This window comes from Marinobacter sp. KMM 10035 (assembly GCF_046537445.1).
GTDB classification, from domain to species: Bacteria; Pseudomonadota; Gammaproteobacteria; order Pseudomonadales; family Oleiphilaceae; genus Marinobacter; species Marinobacter sediminicola.
In genome coordinates, this window is sequence record NZ_JBBVMG010000001.1 from 181,743 (window position 1) to 202,935 (window position 21,193).

Annotated in this window: 18 protein-coding genes; 5 read left to right on the plus strand and 13 right to left on the minus strand. The window is 53.0% G+C overall.

The annotated features are described in order from the left end of the window. Position 1: 1 nt before the first annotated feature. Complete coding sequence (locus AADB16_RS00835) at positions 2 to 1,669, minus strand: long-chain-fatty-acid--CoA ligase (protein WP_410800723.1); 1,668 nt, start codon at positions 1,667 to 1,669, stop codon at positions 2 to 4. A 426-nt stretch (positions 1,670 to 2,095) separates the two neighbouring features. Here AADB16_RS00835 and AADB16_RS00840 point away from each other — a divergent pair, with 426 nt between their 5' ends. The 5 genes from AADB16_RS00840 (at position 2,096) to AADB16_RS00860 (ending at position 7,709) form a co-directional block, all read left to right on the plus strand. Then, entirely contained in the window at positions 2,096 to 2,785 is a 690-nt protein-coding gene (locus tag AADB16_RS00840) for a nitroreductase (protein WP_410800725.1), read from the plus strand. A gap of 53 nt (positions 2,786 to 2,838) precedes the next feature. Then, a complete protein-coding gene (locus AADB16_RS00845) occupies positions 2,839 to 4,017 on the plus strand; it encodes an acyl-CoA dehydrogenase family protein (RefSeq protein WP_410800727.1) in 1,179 nt (392 codons plus the stop codon). A gap of 32 nt (positions 4,018 to 4,049) precedes the next feature. Continuing rightward, positions 4,050 to 5,183, plus strand: coding sequence for an acyl-CoA dehydrogenase family protein (locus AADB16_RS00850; RefSeq protein ID WP_410800728.1), 1,134 nt, complete (start codon positions 4,050 to 4,052; stop codon positions 5,181 to 5,183). Beyond that, positions 5,180 to 6,604, plus strand: a complete 1,425-nt coding sequence (locus AADB16_RS00855; RefSeq protein WP_410800730.1) for a hypothetical protein — start codon at positions 5,180 to 5,182, stop codon at positions 6,602 to 6,604. Before AADB16_RS00850 ends, AADB16_RS00855 begins: the two co-directional genes overlap by 4 nt. Positions 6,605 to 6,740: 136 nt before the next feature. Beyond that, positions 6,741 to 7,709: an NAD(P)H-dependent flavin oxidoreductase gene (locus AADB16_RS00860; protein WP_410800732.1), complete on the plus strand. Its 969-nt coding sequence runs from the start codon at positions 6,741 to 6,743 to the stop codon at positions 7,707 to 7,709. Positions 7,710 to 7,777: 68 nt separating this feature from the next. Here the strand turns inward: AADB16_RS00860 and AADB16_RS00865 are convergent, their stop codons facing one another. The 12 genes from AADB16_RS00865 to AADB16_RS00920 all read right to left on the minus strand — a co-directional run bounded on the left by AADB16_RS00865 (position 7,778) and on the right by AADB16_RS00920 (position 20,793). Next, positions 7,778 to 8,962 (minus strand): acetyl-CoA C-acyltransferase, encoded by a 1,185-nt coding sequence (locus AADB16_RS00865; RefSeq protein WP_410800734.1) that lies wholly within the window; start codon positions 8,960 to 8,962, stop codon positions 7,778 to 7,780. Positions 8,963 to 9,004: 42 nt separating this feature from the next. Further along, complete coding sequence (locus AADB16_RS00870; protein WP_410800736.1) at positions 9,005 to 9,787, minus strand: enoyl-CoA hydratase/isomerase family protein; 783 nt, start codon at positions 9,785 to 9,787, stop codon at positions 9,005 to 9,007. A gap of 28 nt (positions 9,788 to 9,815) precedes the next feature. Continuing rightward, positions 9,816 to 10,889, minus strand: a complete 1,074-nt coding sequence (locus tag AADB16_RS00875; protein ID WP_410800738.1) for an acyl-CoA dehydrogenase family protein — start codon at positions 10,887 to 10,889, stop codon at positions 9,816 to 9,818. 66 nt (positions 10,890 to 10,955) lie between these two features. Next, entirely contained in the window at positions 10,956 to 12,119 is a 1,164-nt protein-coding gene (locus tag AADB16_RS00880) for an acyl-CoA dehydrogenase family protein (RefSeq protein WP_410800739.1), read from the minus strand. 200 nt (positions 12,120 to 12,319) lie between these two features. Further along, complete coding sequence (locus AADB16_RS00885) at positions 12,320 to 13,906, minus strand: acyl-CoA synthetase (RefSeq protein ID WP_410800741.1); 1,587 nt, start codon at positions 13,904 to 13,906, stop codon at positions 12,320 to 12,322. A gap of 61 nt (positions 13,907 to 13,967) precedes the next feature. Next, positions 13,968 to 15,314 carry a TRAP transporter large permease gene (locus AADB16_RS00890; protein WP_309045701.1) on the minus strand — a complete coding sequence of 449 codons (1,347 nt, stop codon included), beginning with the start codon at positions 15,312 to 15,314 and terminating at the stop codon, positions 13,968 to 13,970. Positions 15,315 to 15,319: 5 nt separating this feature from the next. Next, positions 15,320 to 15,901, minus strand: coding sequence for a TRAP transporter small permease (locus AADB16_RS00895; protein WP_410800743.1), 582 nt, complete (start codon positions 15,899 to 15,901; stop codon positions 15,320 to 15,322). After that, on the minus strand, positions 15,889 to 16,962 hold the full coding sequence (locus AADB16_RS00900; RefSeq protein ID WP_410800745.1) for a C4-dicarboxylate TRAP transporter substrate-binding protein: 1,074 nt from the start codon (positions 16,960 to 16,962) through the stop codon (positions 15,889 to 15,891). Before AADB16_RS00900 ends, AADB16_RS00895 begins: the two co-directional genes overlap by 13 nt. A 45-nt stretch (positions 16,963 to 17,007) precedes the next feature. Further along, positions 17,008 to 18,075, minus strand: coding sequence for a C4-dicarboxylate TRAP transporter substrate-binding protein (locus tag AADB16_RS00905; protein ID WP_410800747.1), 1,068 nt, complete (start codon positions 18,073 to 18,075; stop codon positions 17,008 to 17,010). Between the two features lie 211 nt (positions 18,076 to 18,286). Next, positions 18,287 to 18,751, minus strand: coding sequence for a PaaI family thioesterase (locus AADB16_RS00910; RefSeq protein ID WP_410800749.1), 465 nt, complete (start codon positions 18,749 to 18,751; stop codon positions 18,287 to 18,289). Between the two features lie 193 nt (positions 18,752 to 18,944). Beyond that, positions 18,945 to 19,718, minus strand: a complete 774-nt coding sequence (locus AADB16_RS00915) for a class II aldolase/adducin family protein (RefSeq protein WP_309045706.1) — start codon at positions 19,716 to 19,718, stop codon at positions 18,945 to 18,947. 37 nt (positions 19,719 to 19,755) lie between these two features. Beyond that, positions 19,756 to 20,793 (minus strand): TauD/TfdA family dioxygenase, encoded by a 1,038-nt coding sequence (locus AADB16_RS00920; protein WP_309045707.1) that lies wholly within the window; start codon positions 20,791 to 20,793, stop codon positions 19,756 to 19,758. Positions 20,794 to 21,193: the final 400 nt, after the last annotated feature.

Genomic DNA, 21,193 nt, shown 5'->3' on the forward strand with positions numbered 1-21,193 from the left:
TTCAGTGTTTTGCGCGTGCCTGATCCTGAAGCTGGCGCCACAGTACTTTTCCAGCTGCCGATTTGGGTAGTTCATCAAGAAACTCAACGTGAGTCGGCACTTTGTACGTCGCCATGCTCTGCTTGCACCAGTCAATAATGTCCCCTTCCGTATGCGCTGTGCCGGCCTCAGGTTTCAAAACCACAAGAACTTTCGCTGTTTCTCCACGCTTTTCGTCCGGTATGCTAATCACGCAGGCTTCCTGGATATCAGGATGGCCGTACATAATGCTTTCGACTTCGGCAGGCCAAACCTTGTAACCGGAGGCGTTAATCATGCGTTTTAGGCGGTCGACCATAAAGAAGTAGCCTTCTTCATCCTGGTAAGCGAGATCGCCGGTGCGCAGATAGCGCTTGCCCTCGCGATGGACAAAGGCGTCATCGTTTGCCTCGGGCTTTTGCCAGTACTCAAGCATCACTTGCGGGCCGTTGAGGATGATTTCGCCGGTTTCGCCTTGGGGTAATTCCTCTAGGGTGGCTGGGTCGATGATGCGGGCATCCACATTGAACGTGGCGATACCCAGGCATTGCCGCTTGCCGCGCTCCACCGGGTTGGCGAGCACAAAGCCTGCGGTTTCGGTTAGCCCGAAGGCCTCATTGTAAGTAAGCCCATACTCTTCGTTGAGCCTGCGGGATACCGCCTCAGGCATCGCTGCCCCACCGCCCATCAAGCGATGGAGGCTCGAAATATCGTGGTCAGCCAGCGCCGGGTTGGCGAAGAACTCGACAAACATGGCAGGGGTTCCCGACCAGCTGGTAACCCGGTATCGCTCAATGAATTCCAGCGCCATTTGTCGATCCCAGCGCTGCATGACTACCACCGTTGAGCCACAAAAGATTGGCGTATTCATCCCCGCCTGCATGCCCAGCACATGGAACAACGGAGCTATCGCCAACACAGTGGTTGCCGGGCTGCTACCACGCCAGGCAGACGTACCTGCAACAGCGGCCAATATCGTGTGATGGTTATGGACGCAGCCTTTCGGATTGCCGGTTGTTCCTGATGTATAGGCAATCAGGCACACATCCTTATGAGTGCCGGTGTAGGGCAAAGGCTGGCGCCCTGAACTCAGAGCCTCGCCCCAACCCACAACATTCTCATGAGCGGGGACGTTTCGGGGATCGGTCAAGCTAGACGGCAGACGCCTCGCTGCCTCCCAATTCAGCTCATCCAAATAGTCGGAATATGTGTGAATAATCACATGGTCCAGACTTCCCGAATCCAACACTGTCATTGCATTCTTGTGGAGCTCCTGGGCTGCCAGAAGTGTTCGGGCACCGCTGTCAGAAATGCAGTACTCAAGCTCGCCCGCCAGGTTCATCGGGTTAACGGGTACAACCACACCCTGGGCACGCAAAATGCCGTAGTAGCCAACCACAAACTGCGGACAATTCTGGGAGTAAAGCGCCACTCGGTCGCCTGGTTTCACCTTGCATTCGGCCTGCAAGTAGCCCGCTATAGCCTCGGCCTGCTGAAGCAGTTCAGCATAGGTAAGTACAGAATCGTAGAAAACCACCGCGGGCTTGTCCGGGTAACGTCTTGCAGACACTTCCAGGCTATCGAAAAGGGTCGTCTCGGGAATGTCCAAAATACGAGGAAGGCCTTGAGGCCAATATTTCTTGTAGCTCATTGCGTCGTATTCCTAAAGTCAGCAGCACAACCAGCACGTTGTTCATTGTTGTATAGAACTATTTGGCAAACGGCACTCCATGGACTCATTGAGTGGTTTCCGATCAAAGCCTATAAAACGTGCCATACAAGTTATTAGCTGAGCAACCGGAAAAATATCCGACCGTTTTTTTTCACTACCTGAAGCCTGAATTTCCTTCACATAATAAAAGTTTAAACACTTTTAATTCAGCACCTTATATTACGCATGCAACACAAACCCGACCGAGATATACAATATGAACATAAGCTCTATCTAAATTGTGCTTTTCTCACCTTGCAGCCAACTTGATATGGTTTTTGCTCACAATATAAAAACTGACCAGCACCAGCCGAGCATAAGCACTTCAAACGCAATCAACTTCTTCGGCTTTTTTCGGAGCCCGAAATGACTAAAGCTAGTAATCCGTCTATGTCCCTGAAGGACGCAATCAGCCATAGGCGCTCTGTACGAGGCTTTCTGCCGAAAGCGGTTCCGACAGAAACGATGAAGGCAATATTCGAACTGGCCCAAATGGCACCATCCAATTGCAACACGCAGCCCTGGCATGTGCTTGTTGCCTCTGGCGAGTTGCGCGACCAACTGCGGGACCAGTTCGTGGAGCGTGCCAAGTCAGGCACCCCCTCGACACCGGATTTCAATTATGTGTCGAGGTTTGAGGGTGACTATCGCGGCCGGCAGGTTGAGTGTGCTGCAGCGCTTTACGGTGAAATGGCAATAGCCCGTGACGACAAAGCTGGGCGCAATCGCGCTGCCCTGCGCAACTTTGAACTCTTTGACGCGCCACACGTGGCTTTTTTGTGCATGGACCGTTCTTTCGGTGCCACCATCGCTGTGGATGTGGGAATTTATGCACAAACCCTGATGCTGGCCATGACGGCCTATGGTTTGAGTTCCTGCGCCATGGGTAGCTTGAGATCACACCCTGATCTTGTTCGCGACGCATTCGATCTTGATGACAATATGGGCGTGCTGTTTGGTGTGTGTTTTGGCTACGAGGACCCTGAAGTCCCGGCCAACAACACCCGCACCAGCCGAGTTCCACTCAGCGAGGCCGTTACATTCAAAGATCACTGACAATGTATTTCCCATGAATTTCAAACTGCAGTAATGCACCGGGGGTCTAAGCAATGGATATCTCATTTTCTGCGGAAGAGTTGGCGTTTCGTGATCAGGTTCGGGAATTTTTCAAGCAGGCTCCTGTATCGGAAGTCACCGCACTCATAGCCCAGCCAGATACCTACAAAGAGGGAACAATTCGGTGGCAAAAACATCTGTTTGCCCAAGGCTGGATTGCCCCCACCTGGCCCGTTGAGTACGGGGGCGCCGGTTGGACGCCCACCCAGATGCACATTTTTGAGACCGAACGGGTGGCGGCCAATGCGCCCGACGTGCTGCCTTTCGGCCTGAAAATGGTCGGGGCGGTTATCTACACCTATGGCACCGAGCAGCAAAAACAGCGGTTCCTGCCACGCATTCTTGAATCCGATGACTGGTGGTGCCAGGGCTATTCCGAGCCGGGTGCCGGGTCCGATTTGGCATCCCTGAAAACCCGCGCAGAGCGTGATGGCGGCCACTACGTTGTTAATGGATCCAAAACCTGGACCACCGGCGCGCATCATGCTGACTGGATCTTCTGCCTGGTCCGCACCAGCACCGAAGGGCGCCCTCAGCAGGGCATCTCCTTTTTACTGATCGACATGACGACCCCGGGCGTCACGGTACGACCTATCCCCACGATTAACGGCGAGCACTCACTCAACGAAGTGTTTTTCGACAATGTTCGAGTACCCGTAGAAAACCGTATCGGTGACGAAAACAAAGGCTGGACCTACGCCAAGTCGTTGCTGGCTCATGAGCGAACGGTTATCGCCAGGGTTGCCGATTCAAAACGTCGTCTTGAGAAGCTCAGGCAATATGCGCTCAGGGAAACAGAAGGCGGCCATGTAATGGCACAGGACCCGGTTTTCAGATCCCGTTTTAGCGACATTGAAGCGGAATTGATGGCGCTGGAATACACAGGGCTGCGGGTATTGGCGGCTCAGGCCAGTGGTCAGGGGCCTGGCGCCGAGTCGTCGTTGCTGAAGATCAAAGGCACGGAGGTTCAACAGGCCATACATGAGCTGACCATTGATCTGGCTGGCCCCTATGGTGGCATTATCAATGACAGCCTTGGCTCGGGCGACATTGGCCACGAATTCGGAGATCAGGCACGGAAGGACTACATGTATGGCCGTGCCACCACCATTTACGGTGGCTCCAATGAAATTCAGAAAAACATTACTGCCAAGCACGTGCTTGGCCTGTAACCGGACTGATCTAATGCTGAGGAGTCATATCCGTGCACTTTAACCTATCTGAAGAACAGGCAATGCTGCAGGCCAGTACCGCCCGTTTCATTGATCAGCAGTATTCTTTTGAAGTCCGCGAAAAAGACGTAAGGCTGCCTGAAGGCTTTAACCGCGACACCTGGGCGACCTTTGCGGAGCTTGGTTGGCTATCCGTGCCTATTTCAGAGGCCGGTGGTGGATTCGGCGGAAACGCAGCAGACACCATGGTAATAATGGAAGAACTGGGCAAAGGCCTGGTGGCATCGCCTTATATTCCTACGGTTATGCTATTCGGCAGCTTTGTCGATCTTGGCGCGCCAGACATACTCAAGCAAAACCTGCTTGAGCCTTTGATTGCCGGGCAACTTCAGGGCGCTTTCGCCTATCAGGAGCGCCAAAGCCGTTACAACCTTGCAGATGTAAAAACTACGGCAACCCGCGAGGGTGAGAGCTATGTGCTCAACGGTGAGAAAACACTGGTGATGAATGGCGCCACTGCAAACCAGATAGTTGTATCTGCACGCATTAACGGTGAACAGTTCGACACGGCCGGCATCAGCTTGTTTGTAATTGATGCAAATGCCCCCGGTGTACACAAAACCTCCTACCGTCTTATGGATGGCCAGCTGGTTGCCAATATCCGGTTCGAGAACCTGAGCGTGGCGAGCAGTCAACTGCTTGGCGAGGAAGGCGACGGTTACAGCCTGATTGAAAAGGTCGTCAACAACACCGTCCTTGCCCTGTGTGCCGAGGCGATGGGCATTATGGTCAAGCTCACCGACACGACCCGGGAATACACCAAGGCCCGCAAGCAGTTTGGAGCGCCTATTTCGTCATTCCAGGTATTGCAGCACCGCATGGTTGATATGTTCATGGCCTGCGAGCAGACCCGTTCATTACTCTTCAGGGCTGTTTGCTCTGTAGGGACCACCGATGCCGATCGCAGTTTGCATGCTTTGAAATATATGATTGGCCGCAATGGGCGAATGATCTGCAACGAAGCCATCCAGTTGCACGGAGGCATGGGTGTTACCGATGAACTGGACGTTGGCCATTACGTAAAACGCTTGATGGTGATCAACACCATGTTCGGTGATGCGGACCACCACCAACAACGACTTGCTCAAATATCACTACCCACGTGAGCACAACTTCGGCCACCATAGAGAAACAGAGCGGCACTCTATGGCCTCTTAACCTATCAGCTTTGTGTCTGGTGGCCGTTTCCCTGAGTGCTGTTGTTGTCGAATTCGGCGCTTCGCAATGGGCCAGCGCGCTTGCAGCCGCCGCAATTCTTTTGTTTCTGGCGGTGCAGTGGCGCCAGATCCACAGAACTTTTCAGTTTTTTGTGGTTGTGGCTATTGGGCTCGGGCTTACGCTCTGGTTCAATCATGACATCACATGGCCAGAGCTGGCGGCGGCCATCGACCGGGCCGCCTTCTTTACATTTTTTCTGACATCTCTTGCGGTGCTGAGGGAAGCAGCGGGCAGCTCTCCTCTGGTTCGCAGGTGCGGCACCATTATGGTGAATCAACCTCCAGGACGACGCTACCTGCTGATGTCATTCGGGTCTCACCTTTTCAGCGTTATGCTGAATGTGGGCGCACTGAACGTGCTCGGAACCATGGTGAAGCGCGCCATCCACTATGGCGATACAGACGAGCAGAAGCGTATTGCCGGAATCCGCAGCCGGCGAATGCTGACAGCCGTTCTGAGGGGTTTCAGCAGTATTCCTCTCTGGTCGCCGACCTCCGTTACCATGCTTCTGGTGCTGTCTGCCATTCCCAGCCTGCAGTGGGAGCACTACGCACCGGTGGGGCTTCTTCTGGCCGCCGTATTTATCCTGTGGGGGGCCGTTCTTGACCGGATTTCCTACCCGCAGCGAAAGGTGACTCCGGGAGCCAATCACCGGCTGTACTATTTGCTTCCTCTGGTTCTGTTGGTTGCGCTGATACCTGCCACCGCCATTGCCGTATCGGTTCTCACCGGCCTGCAAATGTTTTCAGCTCTGCTGATGTGCGTACCCTTTATTGGCGTAATCTGGATTAGCTTCCAATACCGGCGCTCAAATGCGCGCCTGGCTGCGGCTCTCGTTGCCCGGCGAGTCACCCGGTCATTTCCGGTAACTTTCACCAACCAGCGCAATGAAGTCGCCCTGTTTGCCTCCTCCGGTTTTATTGGCGTGATTCTTATTCCGTTGATTGATCCCGCCTGGATAAATAACTGGATAGAACAGGCCAATATTGGCGATGCCTGGCTGATGATCATAATATCCCTGATCATTCTCCTGTCATCGTTACTTGCCATTAACCCCATCATTACGGTCACACTGCTTCTGGGGGTTTTGCAGCAACTGCCGGATTTATCAATACCGCCAACGGTTCAGGTCGTCGTCATTTCCCTCACTTGGGCGGTATTTGCCGGCTTGTCGCCGTTCACTGCGGCTTTGCGCTTTATTTCGAATTTTTCCGATGTCACACCCGCTGTATTTGGTTTTATCTGGAACGGCGTATTCAACCTGACCGTGCTAATAGCCCTCTATGCAGCACTCCTTATTCTCCTGTAATTATCTGGAACAACCACACAAATAAGCCTCCATACCGAAAAAGCCTACGACATAGACAATAACGATAATAGCCAGCTAATTATTATTTGGTAGATTGTAATATGCCAATAAAAAGCCAGACAGGAGTGGAAACTCAATGAGCTTACCCGAAATAATTAAAGACAATACGACACTACCGGTCATCGGTTCTCCGTTGTTTATCATTTCCAACCCCAAACTGGTGGTTGAACAGTGCAAAGCCGGTATTGTTGGCTCCTTCCCTGCATTGAATGCCCGGCCAGCCGAAAAGCTTGACGAGTGGCTGACCACCATCAAACAGGAATTGGCTGACTATAAAGAGCAGAACCCGGATGCCAAGGTAGCGCCCTTTGCCGTGAACCAGATCGTTCACCCCTCCAACGACCGTCTTGAGCATGATATGGCCGTTTGCGTAAAGCATAAGGTGCCTATCATCATCACCAGCCTTCATGCCCCCACTGAGGTTGTGAAGGCAGCACACAGCTACGGCGGTCTGGTTTTCCACGACGTCACCAACGTAAAACATGCCAAGAAGGCACTTAGCGTAGGCGTTGACGGCCTGATTCTGGTGGCTGCAGGCGCCGGTGGGCACGCCGGAACAACTAACCCTTTTGCCTTGCTGACCGAGATTCGTCAATTTTACGATGGCACGGTTATTCTGGCGGGCTCGATCACCCGTGGAAATCATGTTCTCAGCGCAGAAGTTATGGGGGCAGATCTGGCCTACATGGGTACACGCTTTATAGCGACTCACGAAGCTAACGCAGATGACGCCTATAAACAGATGGTTGTGGACTCGACTGCATCCGATGTTATCTACTCAAACCTGTTCACCGGCGTGCATGGCAACTACCTGCGCGGCAGTATTGAGAACGTGGGGCTCGACCCGGACAACCTGGTTGAATCCGACAAGAGCAAAATGAAGGTTGGCTCCAAGGGAAGTGCCAAGGGCAAAGCATGGCGAGACGTGTGGGGCGCGGGACAAGGCGTGGGCAATATTACTGCCATCACCTCCGCTGCAGAGGTGATTTCACAACTGCGGGATGAATACGCAGAAGCTCGGAACAAACTGACTGCCGCCTCTTAACGCGGCTACGGATGCCGCGGTTCGGTTTCCCGAATCGCGGCACTCTCTTCTGGCTATTTAAGCCTGAGTTACACTACCTCGAACAGACCAGCCGCGCCCTGCCCGCCACCAATACACATAGTGACAACCACCAGTTTGGCACCTCGACGCTTGCCTTCCAGCAGCGCATGCCCGGTCAGGCGTGATCCGGAAACACCGAACGGGTGACCAATGGCGATGGCGCCACCGTTCACGTTCAGCTTCTCCATGGGAATGCCCAGCCGATCGCGGCAATACACAACCTGCGAAGCAAAGGCTTCGTTAAGTTCCCACAGGTCGATATCGTCCATGGTCAGGCCGTTACGCTCCAGCAACCGGGGAATCGCAAACACCGGGCCTATGCCCATTTCGTCTGGCTCACAACCCGCCACCGCAAATCCGCGGAAGATGCCGATAGGCTCAATGTTGTTCTTTTCCGCGTACTGGCTGTTCATAACCGTACACACCGAAGCACCGTCCGACAGCTGGCTCACATTTCCTGCGGTAATAAACTGGTCAGGACCACGCACCGGCTCCAATGAGGTCAGGCCTTCTGCGGTGGTATCGGGGCGGTTGCACTCGTCACGATCCACCGTGACCTGCTTTTCGCTCATTTCGCCCGTCGCCTTGTCTTTCACCAGCATGGTGGTTTCCATGGGCACGATTTCATCATCGAACAGGCCGTTCTTCTGGGCGGCCGCAGCGCGCTGCTGGCTGATCAGAGAGTATTCATCCTGCGATTCACGGCTTACACCGTAGCGCTGAGCCACAATATCAGCAGTTTCGATCATCGCCATGTACAGGTCAGGCTTGTGTTTCATCAGCCATTCGTTGGTAGCGCGGTATTTGTTGAGCTTGTCGTTAATGACCAAACTGATCGATTCAACACCGCCTGCCACCATAGCGGGCACTTTTTCCGAAATAACGCGCTGCGATGCCAGAGCGATGGATTGCAGGCCAGAACTGCAGAAACGGTTAATGGACAGACCCGCAGTTGTCACCGGCAAACCGGCCCGAATTGCCGCTTGCCGAGCCATGTTTTTGCCCTGCGCTCCTTCGTGGTAGGCTGCGCCGAGGATGACATCCTCAACCACGCCCGGGTCGATACCGGCGCGCTGCACAGCATGCTCGATAACATGTGCGGCCATATCAAGGCTGTGAGTGTTGTTGAAAGAACCACGATATGATTTAGCCAAGCCAGTACGGGCTGTGGATACGATAACTGCATCTGCCATTACAAAATCCTCTTGTTGTAACGTTAATAACCGCAAATTCGGCTAAGCACGTTTGAACTTACCCAGTCGGCGCTCACCTACTGCACGAGCACCTTCAAGGTGGTCTTCGGTTTTCGCCAGCCATACCTGCTCGGCAAACTCGTGTTTTACCCGTTCCCTGAGCTCTTCAATCAGCCCAACTCGTGAAGTAGCACGAGTTGATTCCACGGCCAGAGGCGCACATTCGGCAATTTCTGCAGCCAGTGCGATGGCGTCATCACGCACAGCCGCAGCACTGGACAACTGGTCTGCCAGACCCCATTCGTATGCCTGCTCACCGTTTATTCGCCGGCCTGTCAGCAGCATCAAATTAGCTTTTTGTGCACCTATAATTCGCGGCAGCACAGAGCTGATGCCAAACCCCGGGTGGATTCCCAGCCGTACAAAGTTCGCAGCAAACCTGGCTTCCGGCGCAACAACACGGAAGTCCGGAACCAACGCCAGGCCAAGCCCGCCGCCAACAGCCGCACCGTGAATAGCACCGACGACGGGTTTTTTACAACCGAACAGGCGGATGGCGTTCTGATAGAGCCGGATAGCACTGTCCGGAGACTCCGGATCAAATAATGCCTTGCCTGATGAGAAAAAATCGGCGCCAGCGCAAAATGCCTTGCCTTGCGCAGCAAGCACAATGGCGCGGCAGCGGTCATCCTGTCCCAGCTCATCAAAACAATCGGCAATCTGCTGAATCAGCGAGTTATCAAAGAAGTTAAGGGGAGGCCGCTGTATCTCGACCACAGCGACATGGCCGTGCCACTCAACATCAATATCGTTGTAGGTTGTCATTGTGTATCTCCGTTGAAATGCCCACTCTTCAATAGGCTCGTGCAATAGAGGCCCAGGCACCGCCTTCGTCGGTCAGGCTGACTTTGCTAGCTACATGCTGCCCCAGCCACTGGTTCCAATAGAACTCGGAGCCAAATTCCTCACGCCAGCACCACATTCGGCGACTGTACTGCTGCAGCGGGTATTCATGGCTAAAGCCCATGGCGCCATGGGCCTGGTGTGCCAGTTGTGCGACCTTGCCAGCAGCCTCGGCAGCTACAGACTTTGCTGTGGCAATGGCCATTAGCGCATCATCAAACTCGCAGTCAGGCTGGGATACTGTTCGGGCCGCTTGCTCAACAGCCGCGTTGGCCAGAGCACTCTCACCCGCTATATCCGCCACACTGTGCTGAATGGCCTGAAACCGTGACAAGGCCCGGCCAAACTGATTCCGTTCCTGCACGTAATTTACAGTGAGCGTCACAATATGCTCCAAGGCGCCAGCAATCTGATGAGCCCGGGTAAGCGCGGCCATGCCCCGTGCCAACTCGATTGACCCCCCGCTGTGAACCGTTCCGGAGGCAAGAGGCACCGCACCCTTAAACGCAACGGTGCTTCGGGGCTCCCCCGCCAGGCTCCGCTGTTCGCTGATCTCGCAGGCATCAACGTTAACCAATGCAATCGTTAACTGCCCTGATTGCAGGCAGGGCACAGCCAGTTGCGACACCTGAGAGGCAAACGCTACCCCTTCAACAACGCCGTGTAGCTCTCCATTATTCAGCTCAGGTAGCGCATCCAGTGCTAGCGCAAAACCATTGCTCTGTTCGCCGCTTGCCAGCCCTGCCTGAGCCAGCAACCAGTTGGCCACCAGGGATTCCGCCAATGGCACGGGTAATGCGTAACGGGCAGCACGCCTTATGAGCGAGAATCCCAGCCCCATAGAGCCACCCACGCCACCTTCAGCCTCGGGCACCCAGACGAGCAACAACCCGGCTTCTTTCAGCGCTCCCCATAGTTCGGTTGGGTAGTGCCCACTATCGGCGGCATTGACCACGTCAGCGCTGCAGTGGTCTGCAAAAATGCGCTCTGCGGTATCCAGAATTAACTGATCAGACTGTTCCATCGGATGCCTCTTTTATTGTCAGCTACTATTCATTCACGACCTGCGTGGTGCGCCTTATAAAACACCTCAACGCAGCCCGAGACCGCGTGCAATAATGCCCTTCAGAATTTCGTTGGTACCGCCACGAAGTGTGAACGACGGTTGCCGAAGCAGGCTTTCCGACAATAGATTCTGAAAGTCATCACCGCTGTTCTGCGACATAAAGATTGGCCAGAACTCCCGTAACTTTTCGACTATTTCCTGCTCAAACCGGGTTCCCAGGTCTTTCACAATTGCAGCTTCTACCTCCGGCGATTGTCCATTTTGCAGCAGCGTTGCAATCCCCAGAGACATGCTGCGTAACGCACGAATCCGGGCAACCAGACGGCCCAGAACCGCTTTTTGGTGTGAGTTTTCCGGCATTGCAGCCATTTCGGAGAACGCCCTTTCCAACGCAACAAACGTACTCAAAAAGCGCTCAGGGCCAGACCGCTCCATAGCCAACTCCCCAGTGATCTGCTTCCAGCCATCACCAACGGCACCCAGCACCGCATCGTCCGGTACAAAAACATTTTCAAAATTGGTTTCGTTGAAATGCTCGACGCCACTCATGTCCTGAATGCCGCGAATAGTGACCCTAGGAGAGTCCAGGCGGACCAAAAACTGGGTTAGCCCCGCATGGCGGTGGTTTTCGTCTACCTTGCTGGTTCGTGCCAATACCGTCATGTATTCGCAAACCTGCGCTCCTGACGACCAGAGTTTGGTTCCGGTAATTTGCCACCCTCCTTCGGTGGGTAATGCCCGTGTTCTGACCGCTGCAAGATCGGAGCCCGCGCCTGGCTCACTTAGCCCGAGCGCAAAGTAGCATGTGCCTGCCGCAATACGTGGCAAGATGCCTTCCTTCATGGCTTTGGTGCCGGATTGCAGGATAAGCGGGCCGCTCTGGCGGTCAGCAATCCAGTGCGCATGCACAGGCGCGCCTGCCACCAGCAACTCTTCAGTGATGACGTAACGATGAAGAGCTGTTAGTTCCTGCCCGCCATATTCTTTTGGCCAGGTGACACCAATCCAGCCTTTTTGCCCCAGCCTGCGAGTAAAGTCCGTATCAATGCCTGCACACCAGCAGTCAGCTCCCGGGTGGAAGGTACCTTTGCGCCGCTCATCGGCAAGAAATTGGCGCACGTCCATCCGGAGCGTTTCAACACTCGGATCAACTATAGGTGCAGGAAAATTAAAGTTGATGTTCTGCATAACGAACCACTCCTAAAACAATCTCTGGAGGATCTGACGCTATAAATAAAAAAGGGTTTTCTTTCTCAAGAAAACCCAAAACCTGAAATACAAAATATTCAACACCCAACAGAAATAACAATATCAAATACAAGAACAACAACAAATACACTTTATGTATACCACTAATACATCAAAAACATACTAAAACCGAACACTGCCTAATCACTCGAAAAGCTTTTTCTGAGCTCAGTTTTAAGTATCTTATTTACGCCAGACATTGGCATGGGTTCTTCCCGGATAGTAATTCCGGTTGGGCACTTATAATGTGCAATACGATCACGGCAGTATTGAATCAGTTCTTCTTCTGTTACCGCGGGGCTACCTTCTCGTAGACGAACAACCGCATGAACCGACTCACCCCAAATTTGATGCGGTACGCCAATAACAGCACACTCAACAATGGCAGGGTGGTGGGATAATACGTTCTCAACTTCAATTGGATAGACGTTTTCGCCACCACTGACGATCATGTCCTTTATTCGGCCTGCCAGAACCAGGTATCCGTCTGCATCGAAATAGCCACTGTCTCCAGTGTGATACCAGCCATCACGCAAAGCAGCCTCTGTTTGCTCAGGTGCTCGCCAATACCCCTTCATTATGTTTGGCCCGCGCACCACTATTTCACCTGTTTCTCCCTGGGGTACGCTGCGGCCCATGGCATCAACAACCTTCAGATCCACGTAGGATGTTGGCCGCCCTACGGTATGCAACTTGGATTCGCCACCACCTGAAATCACATGGTCCTCGGGACCAAGGGTTGTAATAACCGGCGACGCTTCCGTCATTCCGTAGGCCTGACAAAAGCGAATACCCGGGAATTTATCAATGGCGCGCTGCAATAAAGCGACCGGCATAGGCGATGCACCGTAGCCAACCATTTTCAAAGAGGACAGGTCGAATTCATCGAGTTTCGGGTGATCCAGAATCATCTGAAACATAGTAGGCACTAACTGCAAGCCATTGATTTTGTACTTCTCAATGGTCGCCATCACCTCTTCGACATCAAACTTCGGCAACAGAATCGTATGGGTACCGAGGGTTACCGCGGTGTATACCCGGGAACCAGCCGCCGTATGAAACATAGGGGCAACAAGCAAGTAGCGCCCAAGCTCTACCAACTCATACAGAGGAATGGTGCCACGGCTGTTTGCCAACAGGTTAGCATGGCTCAGCATGACGCCTTTGGAGCGCCCCGTAGTGCCACCGGTGAAAAACAGCACAAGCGTATCATCGCCACCACTGCGCTCACCCATCGGCTCGGCGCTGGTTTCCTCAATCAGTGCCTCATACGAGAGCTGGTATTCCGGCGTGCTCAACTCACTGGCATTGATAACAATCTCTACCGCGGAACAAGCAGCAACTAACGCCTCAGCCTGAGCAAGATGATACCCATCGACAACCAATACTCTTGGCTCGGAGTCTTCAAGGCACTCAATCATTTCTCTCTGGGACAAGCGAAAGTTGATCGGCACCACAATTGCACCGATAAGAGATGGCGCAAAGAACATCTCGAACAACCGGTGTGAATTGAAACCGAGATACGCAACCCGGTCTCCGGCCCGGATACCTCGCAGAGCCAGCGCGTTAGCAAGGCGACGGCAACGATCAGCGGTATCTGCCCAGGTATAGGTACGACCTTCATCCGTGATTGAAGGTGCATCTGGCCAGCGCGCAGCTGTGGTTTCCAGAATCTCACCAAAACTCATGGATGGTTCATCGTTTCGCGTATTCGCCTTGGCCAACATAATAAAAACCCTGCTCTATTCTTATAGATTTACAATGTTCAGTGACGATCGCTTCCAATCGCTATGACATGCTCATTGGCAATAGCAGTGAAATAATCGGGAAAGCCAACAACAAGCCCACCACAATCAAATCAACAACCATAAATTTCATTACACCGAAGAAAATCGTATGCACCGGAATCTCTCGTGAAATCACACTCTTAATGACAAACACGTTCAATCCAACCGGGGGCGTTACCAAACCCACTTCCAGCAGCTTGATAACAATGACGCCAAACCAGATCAGGTCGAGGCCCATGTTTTCAACCAGGGGAATAACGAACGGCAGGGTCAGCAACATGGTGCCGAGTGGGTCAAGGAACATACCCAGACCGACATAAAGCAGCACGATGCACAGCAACACCATCCAGTTTTCAAACCCGGCTGCTGCGACTGCCTCTACAAGCACGCCGGTCACGCCAGTGAGCGACACAAAGGAAACAAAAATCTTGGCACCAACTGCGATAAAGAACAGTCCGGCTGACTGATAGGCAGTCTCGCGCATTGACGCCATGAAGTCAGACCAGGTCAGGCGACGGGAAAGAACACCAAACCCCAAGGCAAAAGCCAAACTGATGGCTGCGGCTTCTGTTGCCGTAAATAGTCCACCGTATATGCCGCCAATGATGATGGTCATCAGCATCAGAGCTGGCCAAGCCTTAATCGCGGCATTAAGCCGTTCTTTGCCTGTGAAGTTCAGATCTTTTGGCACGGGCGCGGCCGAGGGCCTCACCAGCGACCACACAACAACCACCAGAATAAAGCCAGCCAGGCTCAAAAGCCCCGGCAGAATACCGGCCAGAAACAGCTTGTTGACAGATTGCTCAGTAAACATGCCATAGATAATGAACAACACACTTGGCGGTATCAGTGCGCCCAGGGTTCCACCCATGGCAACAGTAGATGTCGCGAGTTGCGGGCTGTAGCCGAAGCGCAACATTTCTGGAACACAGATCCGGCCCATAGAGGAGGCGCACGCAAGACTTGAGCCAGTGATCGCAGCGAAACCACCACAACCGAACAAGGACGCAATAGCGAGACCACCCGGAAGCTTGGCAAGCCAGACTCGCATGGCTTCGTAGATATCCGTGGTTATGCGTGAATGATAGGCAATGTGCCCAGCGGCTATGAACAGCGGAATCATGCTCAAAGGATACGAATGGATGAAGTCGTAAGCGTTGGACTCAATTAACCCCAGCGCCGGCCTCAAGCCCCGCATGAAGGTAAAATCACCACCCGGGCGCCAGGCGTAGGCCACCAAAGAACAAACGGAAGCCACACTTACCAGCACATACCCAATAGGTACCCGCATAGCCAGTAGAACAATCGCGGCACTGAAACCGTACATGCCAATTACTGAAGGTTCCATCGTGCTTACTCCTCCGCCTGCTCAGCACTGTGTGGACGAACTACTCCGCACAAAACCAGTGTTTCAAAAATCGCCAGATCGATGAGCCGGATAAAAAAGATGCCATAGCCGATGAAAAACGCGATGCGTCCGGGCCACTTCGGCAACTCCAGCAATCCAAAGAAATACGAACCACTATCGATGGCGTCTACCATCGATATATATGCGGCATACGCAATAGGCGCCACGGCGCACAAACCGACGACCGCACTCAAGATATTCAACGAGATCTGAACCCGAGGACCAAAACGGTTGGTAAATACCTCTACCGCTATAAAGCCCCGGTCTGCCGCCACGTATGCCAGCGGCAAAATCAGTGCTCCAATCATCAATTCGCCAACGATAACCACCTCGTCAGAAACGCCGGAGTAGCCAAGCTCACGCAGTATTACACTTGCCATGATGATGACGCCGAGCGCCAAAATGCAGAACACGGCTATGTAGAGCAGTATGTTTTCAAGGCCGGCCAAAAAGCCTCGGGCGCGGGTTACGCCCTTGGAGCAGGCCATACCTATACTGCGTCCGTGATAACTCTCTATCGATCCCATGGGTAACCTCGCTCATCTCGCTCAGTTTCATACTTCTTCAATAGGGCGGTGTATTCGTCCCAGATTCCCTGACCATCCAGGCCGGACTTGTTTGTCTGCTCAATCCACTCACGAACATACTTTTCAGTGGCGCTGAACAACTTCTGCCGATCCTCCTCCGGCAATTCGATTATTTCGATTTTATTGCCCAATTTACCTGCGGGCAGGTCAGAGGAAACTTCCTCTATCTCTTCCAGAAGCAGGCGGGCGTAATGGTCTGTCATAGCGACACCGGCATTACGGAAGATTTGCTGCTGTTCGGGCGTGAGTTCTTCCCAAATGTGCCGGTTCATCACCAGAGCAAACCCCATGATCTGACCCCAGTCGACCCGGGTAACGGAATGGGTAACTTCCGGCGTTTTAAAGGCGCGCATGGCGTAAAAATAAGCCGCAGAACAATCCGCAAGCCCCGTTTCAAGTGCTTGATAGATATCTGAATAGGTCATGTTGACCATGTTTGCGCCCAGATCCTTGAGAACCTTGGCGTAGGTTACCGAGGCCCGCATCCGCTTGCCCTTCAAGTCCTCAAGGGTGCGAATCTCGTTACCTTCTGTGCACTCGAACTGAACGCCTGTGGTGGTGTAGTTACCAAGATAAACCAGGTCATGCTTGGCGAGTGCCTGTTTCATCTGCTCATTCTGGGTCATCAGGTCGTACATCGCATGCAGACCAACCCATGGGTCCGAATTGGCCAGTGGCAAATCGCCGATGGCCAGGGCATGCAGCTTTTGTGGCTGGTAAGGAGCGAGCACCGTACCAAGGTCTGCAGTGCCCGCTGTCACGCCGTCCATAATCGCGCTGTACTTCAGCAGCACTCCGCCCCAATGGATGTCAATCCGCATCTCACCACCGGACTCGCGCTTGATCTCTTCTGCGAAAAACTGCAATGCCTCGGCTCTGGTGCCGCGGTTAGGTGTACCTTCGGCGTACCGGAATGTGGTTTCTGCCAACGCCTGGCCCATTCCAAAAAACCCTAGCGCCAGAACAATCATTAGGTTTTTTATAGTCTTAACAGGCTTCATTGTTATTATCCTCTCGTACCCAAGACAAACATTTACCCAATCTGATCAGCGGCTCCAGGGGTAGCCATTCTCGTCGCGCTCTTGCTCATACTTCTTTACCAGCGCTATGTACCGGTCCCAGATTCTCTGGCCATCAAGGCCTCGCTCAGAGGCCTCTTTAATCCAGATATCACGATATTTGGCTGTCGCATCCAGAATTTTCTGGCGTTCTGTGTCACTCATTGAGGTCACCGGAACGATGCGACCCCACTCACCGGTCGCCAGACTGTTCGCCGCAACGTCAATCTCTTCAATCTGAAGCTGCGCAAAGTGATCCACCATGCTGGATCCCGCCTGCCGGATAACATCCTTCTGCTTTTCTGTCATGTCATCCCAGGTGTATTGATTCATCGCGATGGCAAACCCCATTAGCTGCCCCCAGTCAGCGCGGGTAACGGTGCTAATCACTTCATAGGTTTTGTAGGCACGCATGGTGTAGAAGTAGCTGCCCAGGCAATCCACCAGGCCAGAATCCAGTGCCTGATACACATCACCGTAAGTCATGCTGACCATGTTGGCGCCAAGGTCACCCAGCACGTTGCCGTAAACTGCCGATGCGCGCATGCGCTTGCCTTTGATGTCATCCACCGTGCGGATTTCATTGCCCTCGGTGCATTCAAACTGCACGCCTGTGGACGTAAAGTTACTCACGTACACCAGACCCTGATCCATCAAAGAGTCCCTGAGCTGTTGCTCTGTGGTTTCCAGTTCATACATGGAGCGCATTCCCACCCAGGGGTCGGAGCTAGCCAGAGGAATGTCCCCAATACTGAGGGCACTGAGCTTGCGCGGGTTATAGGCAGACAACACTGTCCCCATATCAACCGTACCCGAAACAACGCCATCCATGATGGCACTGTACTTGAGCAGGGCTCCGGCCCAATGAATCTCAACCACCATCTCACCACCAGACAACCTCTTTACTTCACTGGCGAAGTACTCCAGAGCCTGCGCCCGCGTCCCACGATTCGGGCTGCCGTCGGCGTAGCGCAAAACCAATTGAGCCGAAGCCTGGGCAACCAGGGCAAAGACAAGAAAAACAGTGATACTGACGAGCCTTAAAGGATGTTTCATAATCGTGACCTCATGAGATTGCTCAGATTTTTGTTATCACAACGATTGGCAGAGTCAGGGGCGTGGCGTTTCGACAAAAATACTCACCTGCCAACGCTATACTTCCTGCTCTTCAATCCACTTTAAAAAGACACTAGCACTCGCAAAAACCTCTAACAATTATATAAATTCTATATTACCTATATTTTTATTTGCTAAGACGGTTCCCTGGCTACTCCGCTGGCACACCCTGCTCATCTTCACCACCGGCAACATAGCGAAACGTGCCCGAGGCCGTTGCGACCAGTGTGTCCTGATGAAATACCCGGGCGTCTACGAAGAAAATTTTGCGACCACTGCTCACCACCCGCGCCTCAGCGCGAAGCACCCCTTCCGAGACAGGTTTCATGAAACTGGTGTTCATCGAGATGGTAATGCAGCGCCGGAGGTTGCCGGGTACGTCGCAATACACACCACTAAAACCGCAAGCGGTGTCCAGCAGCGACATAACCACACCTCCGTGGACGAAGCGATTGCGGTTATGGTGGGTTTCATTGAGCTCAAGTTCGACGACCGCCCAGTCTTTACGCCATTCAACCAACTCGAAACCGAGCAGGTCCCGAAAACCCATAGAGATCAATGTCGGAACAGAGCCTTTTTCAGGCAACTGCCCCTCATTACTCGGTCGTACTGACATATCCGGCCCCGTAGAAGAGTTGTTTTTTCAGGACCTATCAAGATATCAAGTCCAAACACCCCAAACCATTATCTATATTGGATACAATCTATATAGAAAAGGCATGGGGCCTATCAGGGGCATGGAAGGAGGCGGCGAGCCCTGTTTCCGGGCTCGCCGGGCACATCATATTCGCAGCGGCTGCGGATATTCGTTAAGCGGCATAAGACGGGTCAGTGCGATCGAGCATCCGCAGGAGCGCAGGCCACTCACGCTTGCCCAACAAGCCCCGCTTGCTTGGGTGCAGCACATCTGCCGTCGCATCGCACGCTTGCTGAGTTGGCATATTGAGCCTCCGCCCCATGGACAAGGCATCGACCTGGGCTTTGCAGGCCATTTCCAGCCAATAAATGCGACTGAAAGCCTCGCCTACGGAAGGGCCAACCGCCAGAAGGCCGTGGTTTCTCAGGATCATCACGTTATGCTCGCCCAGATCCCTCTGGAGCCGGGCCTTTTCATCCGGATTAAGAGCCGGGCCTTCGTATTCGTGGTACGCCACGGCGTTGTAAAACCGCATGGCGCTCTGGGTTAAAGGCAGCAACCCTTCCTCAATAGCCGACACGGCCATGCCCGCACGCGTGTGGGTGTGTATCACACACATGGCGTCATGGCGCACTTGATGCACAGCCGTATGGATGAGCGCGCCGGCTTGATTGACACCATATCCATGAGGGCTCTGCGGCTCCAGAACCACCTCCCCGTTCAGATCAATGGTTATCAGGCTGGATGCGGTAATTTCGTTATAGAGATACCCATAGGCGTTAATCAGTAAATGCTCTGTGCCGGGAATTCGCGCCGAAATGTGGTTATAGATCATATCGGTCATACCATAGTGGTGGACCAGCCTGTAACAGGCTGCCAACTCCACTCGGGCCGCCCACTCTTCCGGTGACACCACATCACGAACCTGCTCTATCGCTACTTTCATGAAAGGCCTCCTCTGCCGTCAGATTTCATCAGGTTCTTCATCCCAGCATCGCCACCTGCACGTCGCGACTTCCATCAAACGGGTTGCGGCCATGCCAAACCTGCAAGTTATCGAGAATCATCACGTCGCCATCCTTCCACTGCCAGGCTCGCTCCCGTTCGTCGAGAAATCTGGTGAAGTGCAAGGCTTCTTCTTCAGTAAGGGAGTCTCCATTGCCAAGGAAGGTGCCAGAGGGGCGCTCCTGGGTCTCCTTTAGCCGCCGGATGATTTCAGGGTCCAAACCGGCCATATTGCTGTCGACCCTGTAAATATGGAGGTTGGATCTGTAGAGCTTTTGCCCGGTATCGGGGTGCTCCACCACCGCCGCAGTGCGGTTCACCATGGTCAAACTCCCATCTTTATTCCAGATGGGCTCCAGCCCTCGCTCCTTGCACCGTTCTGTCACTTCGTCCCTGTCTTCTGTTTCGAAGGCAACATCCCATCCCCGCAGATCTACATGTGGAACCGATGCTTCCAACTGCCCGGTTGGTTCCGCAAAGTTACGCACCGTCATCACGCCGTGGGTTTCCAGTTTTTCCTGCAAATCGGATGGAAGTGACTCAAATAGCCCTCGCGTATCCGCAACAATGGTAGCGCCACCTGTGTGCGCGGTTTCCTTGCTGAAAAAAGCGACTCTCGGCGGAAAACTCTGCATATAGGCCATTTCTGAGTGCAGACGAATTTTTGCATTTTTATCGAGCCGAGTTGCTTCCATCACTTTGCCTGCAATTTGGCTTCGCGGAGCGAGTCCACCCAGGTAATCGCCGTCGTAAGACGGAAATACCCCAACAATCGCCCCAAAATCTTCAGTTTCGCGCACAGGAAAGCCGCGCAAGATAACGCCGCCATGGGTGATGATGAGCTTGTCGAGCAGGTCGCGATGAGACTCCATCCAATCAATAAAAGGCTTCCGGGACTGGAGCCGCTCTCCGGCTGGCTCTATAAACAGCAGTGGCGAGCTTTCCTTGGGCGCATGGCAGATTACATCCGGGCCAAGCAGTTTAACGTCTTCCGATATTTCGAAGGTCATAGTCATAGCAAGACTCCTTATCCTGTTGTTTTTATTTAATACAAAAGCCCAATCAAATACCGCCACCTGGGCTTAAGAGACCACCATTAAGTCATCAAATGAAAAGCTAATAGTTGAGTTTATTTCTAATACTAAATATTAAAATCAATTAAAATAAACAAGAACAAATAAACATTGCATTGAGTCTCTCAACAAACTCATGAAGACAGAAATACATTTTCGGCATACAGCACCACCAGTTTTGCTATCAGATGAGATCCTCACACAGTCTTTTCCACGGAACAAAACAACCCCAACCAAACAATACTCAGTATATAAAATCAGCATCGACTGCATACCGCATTGCTATTGGCTGGTAAATAACCGGAGTGATAGCTTGATAAATGTCTAAAACCAAAAATGGAGA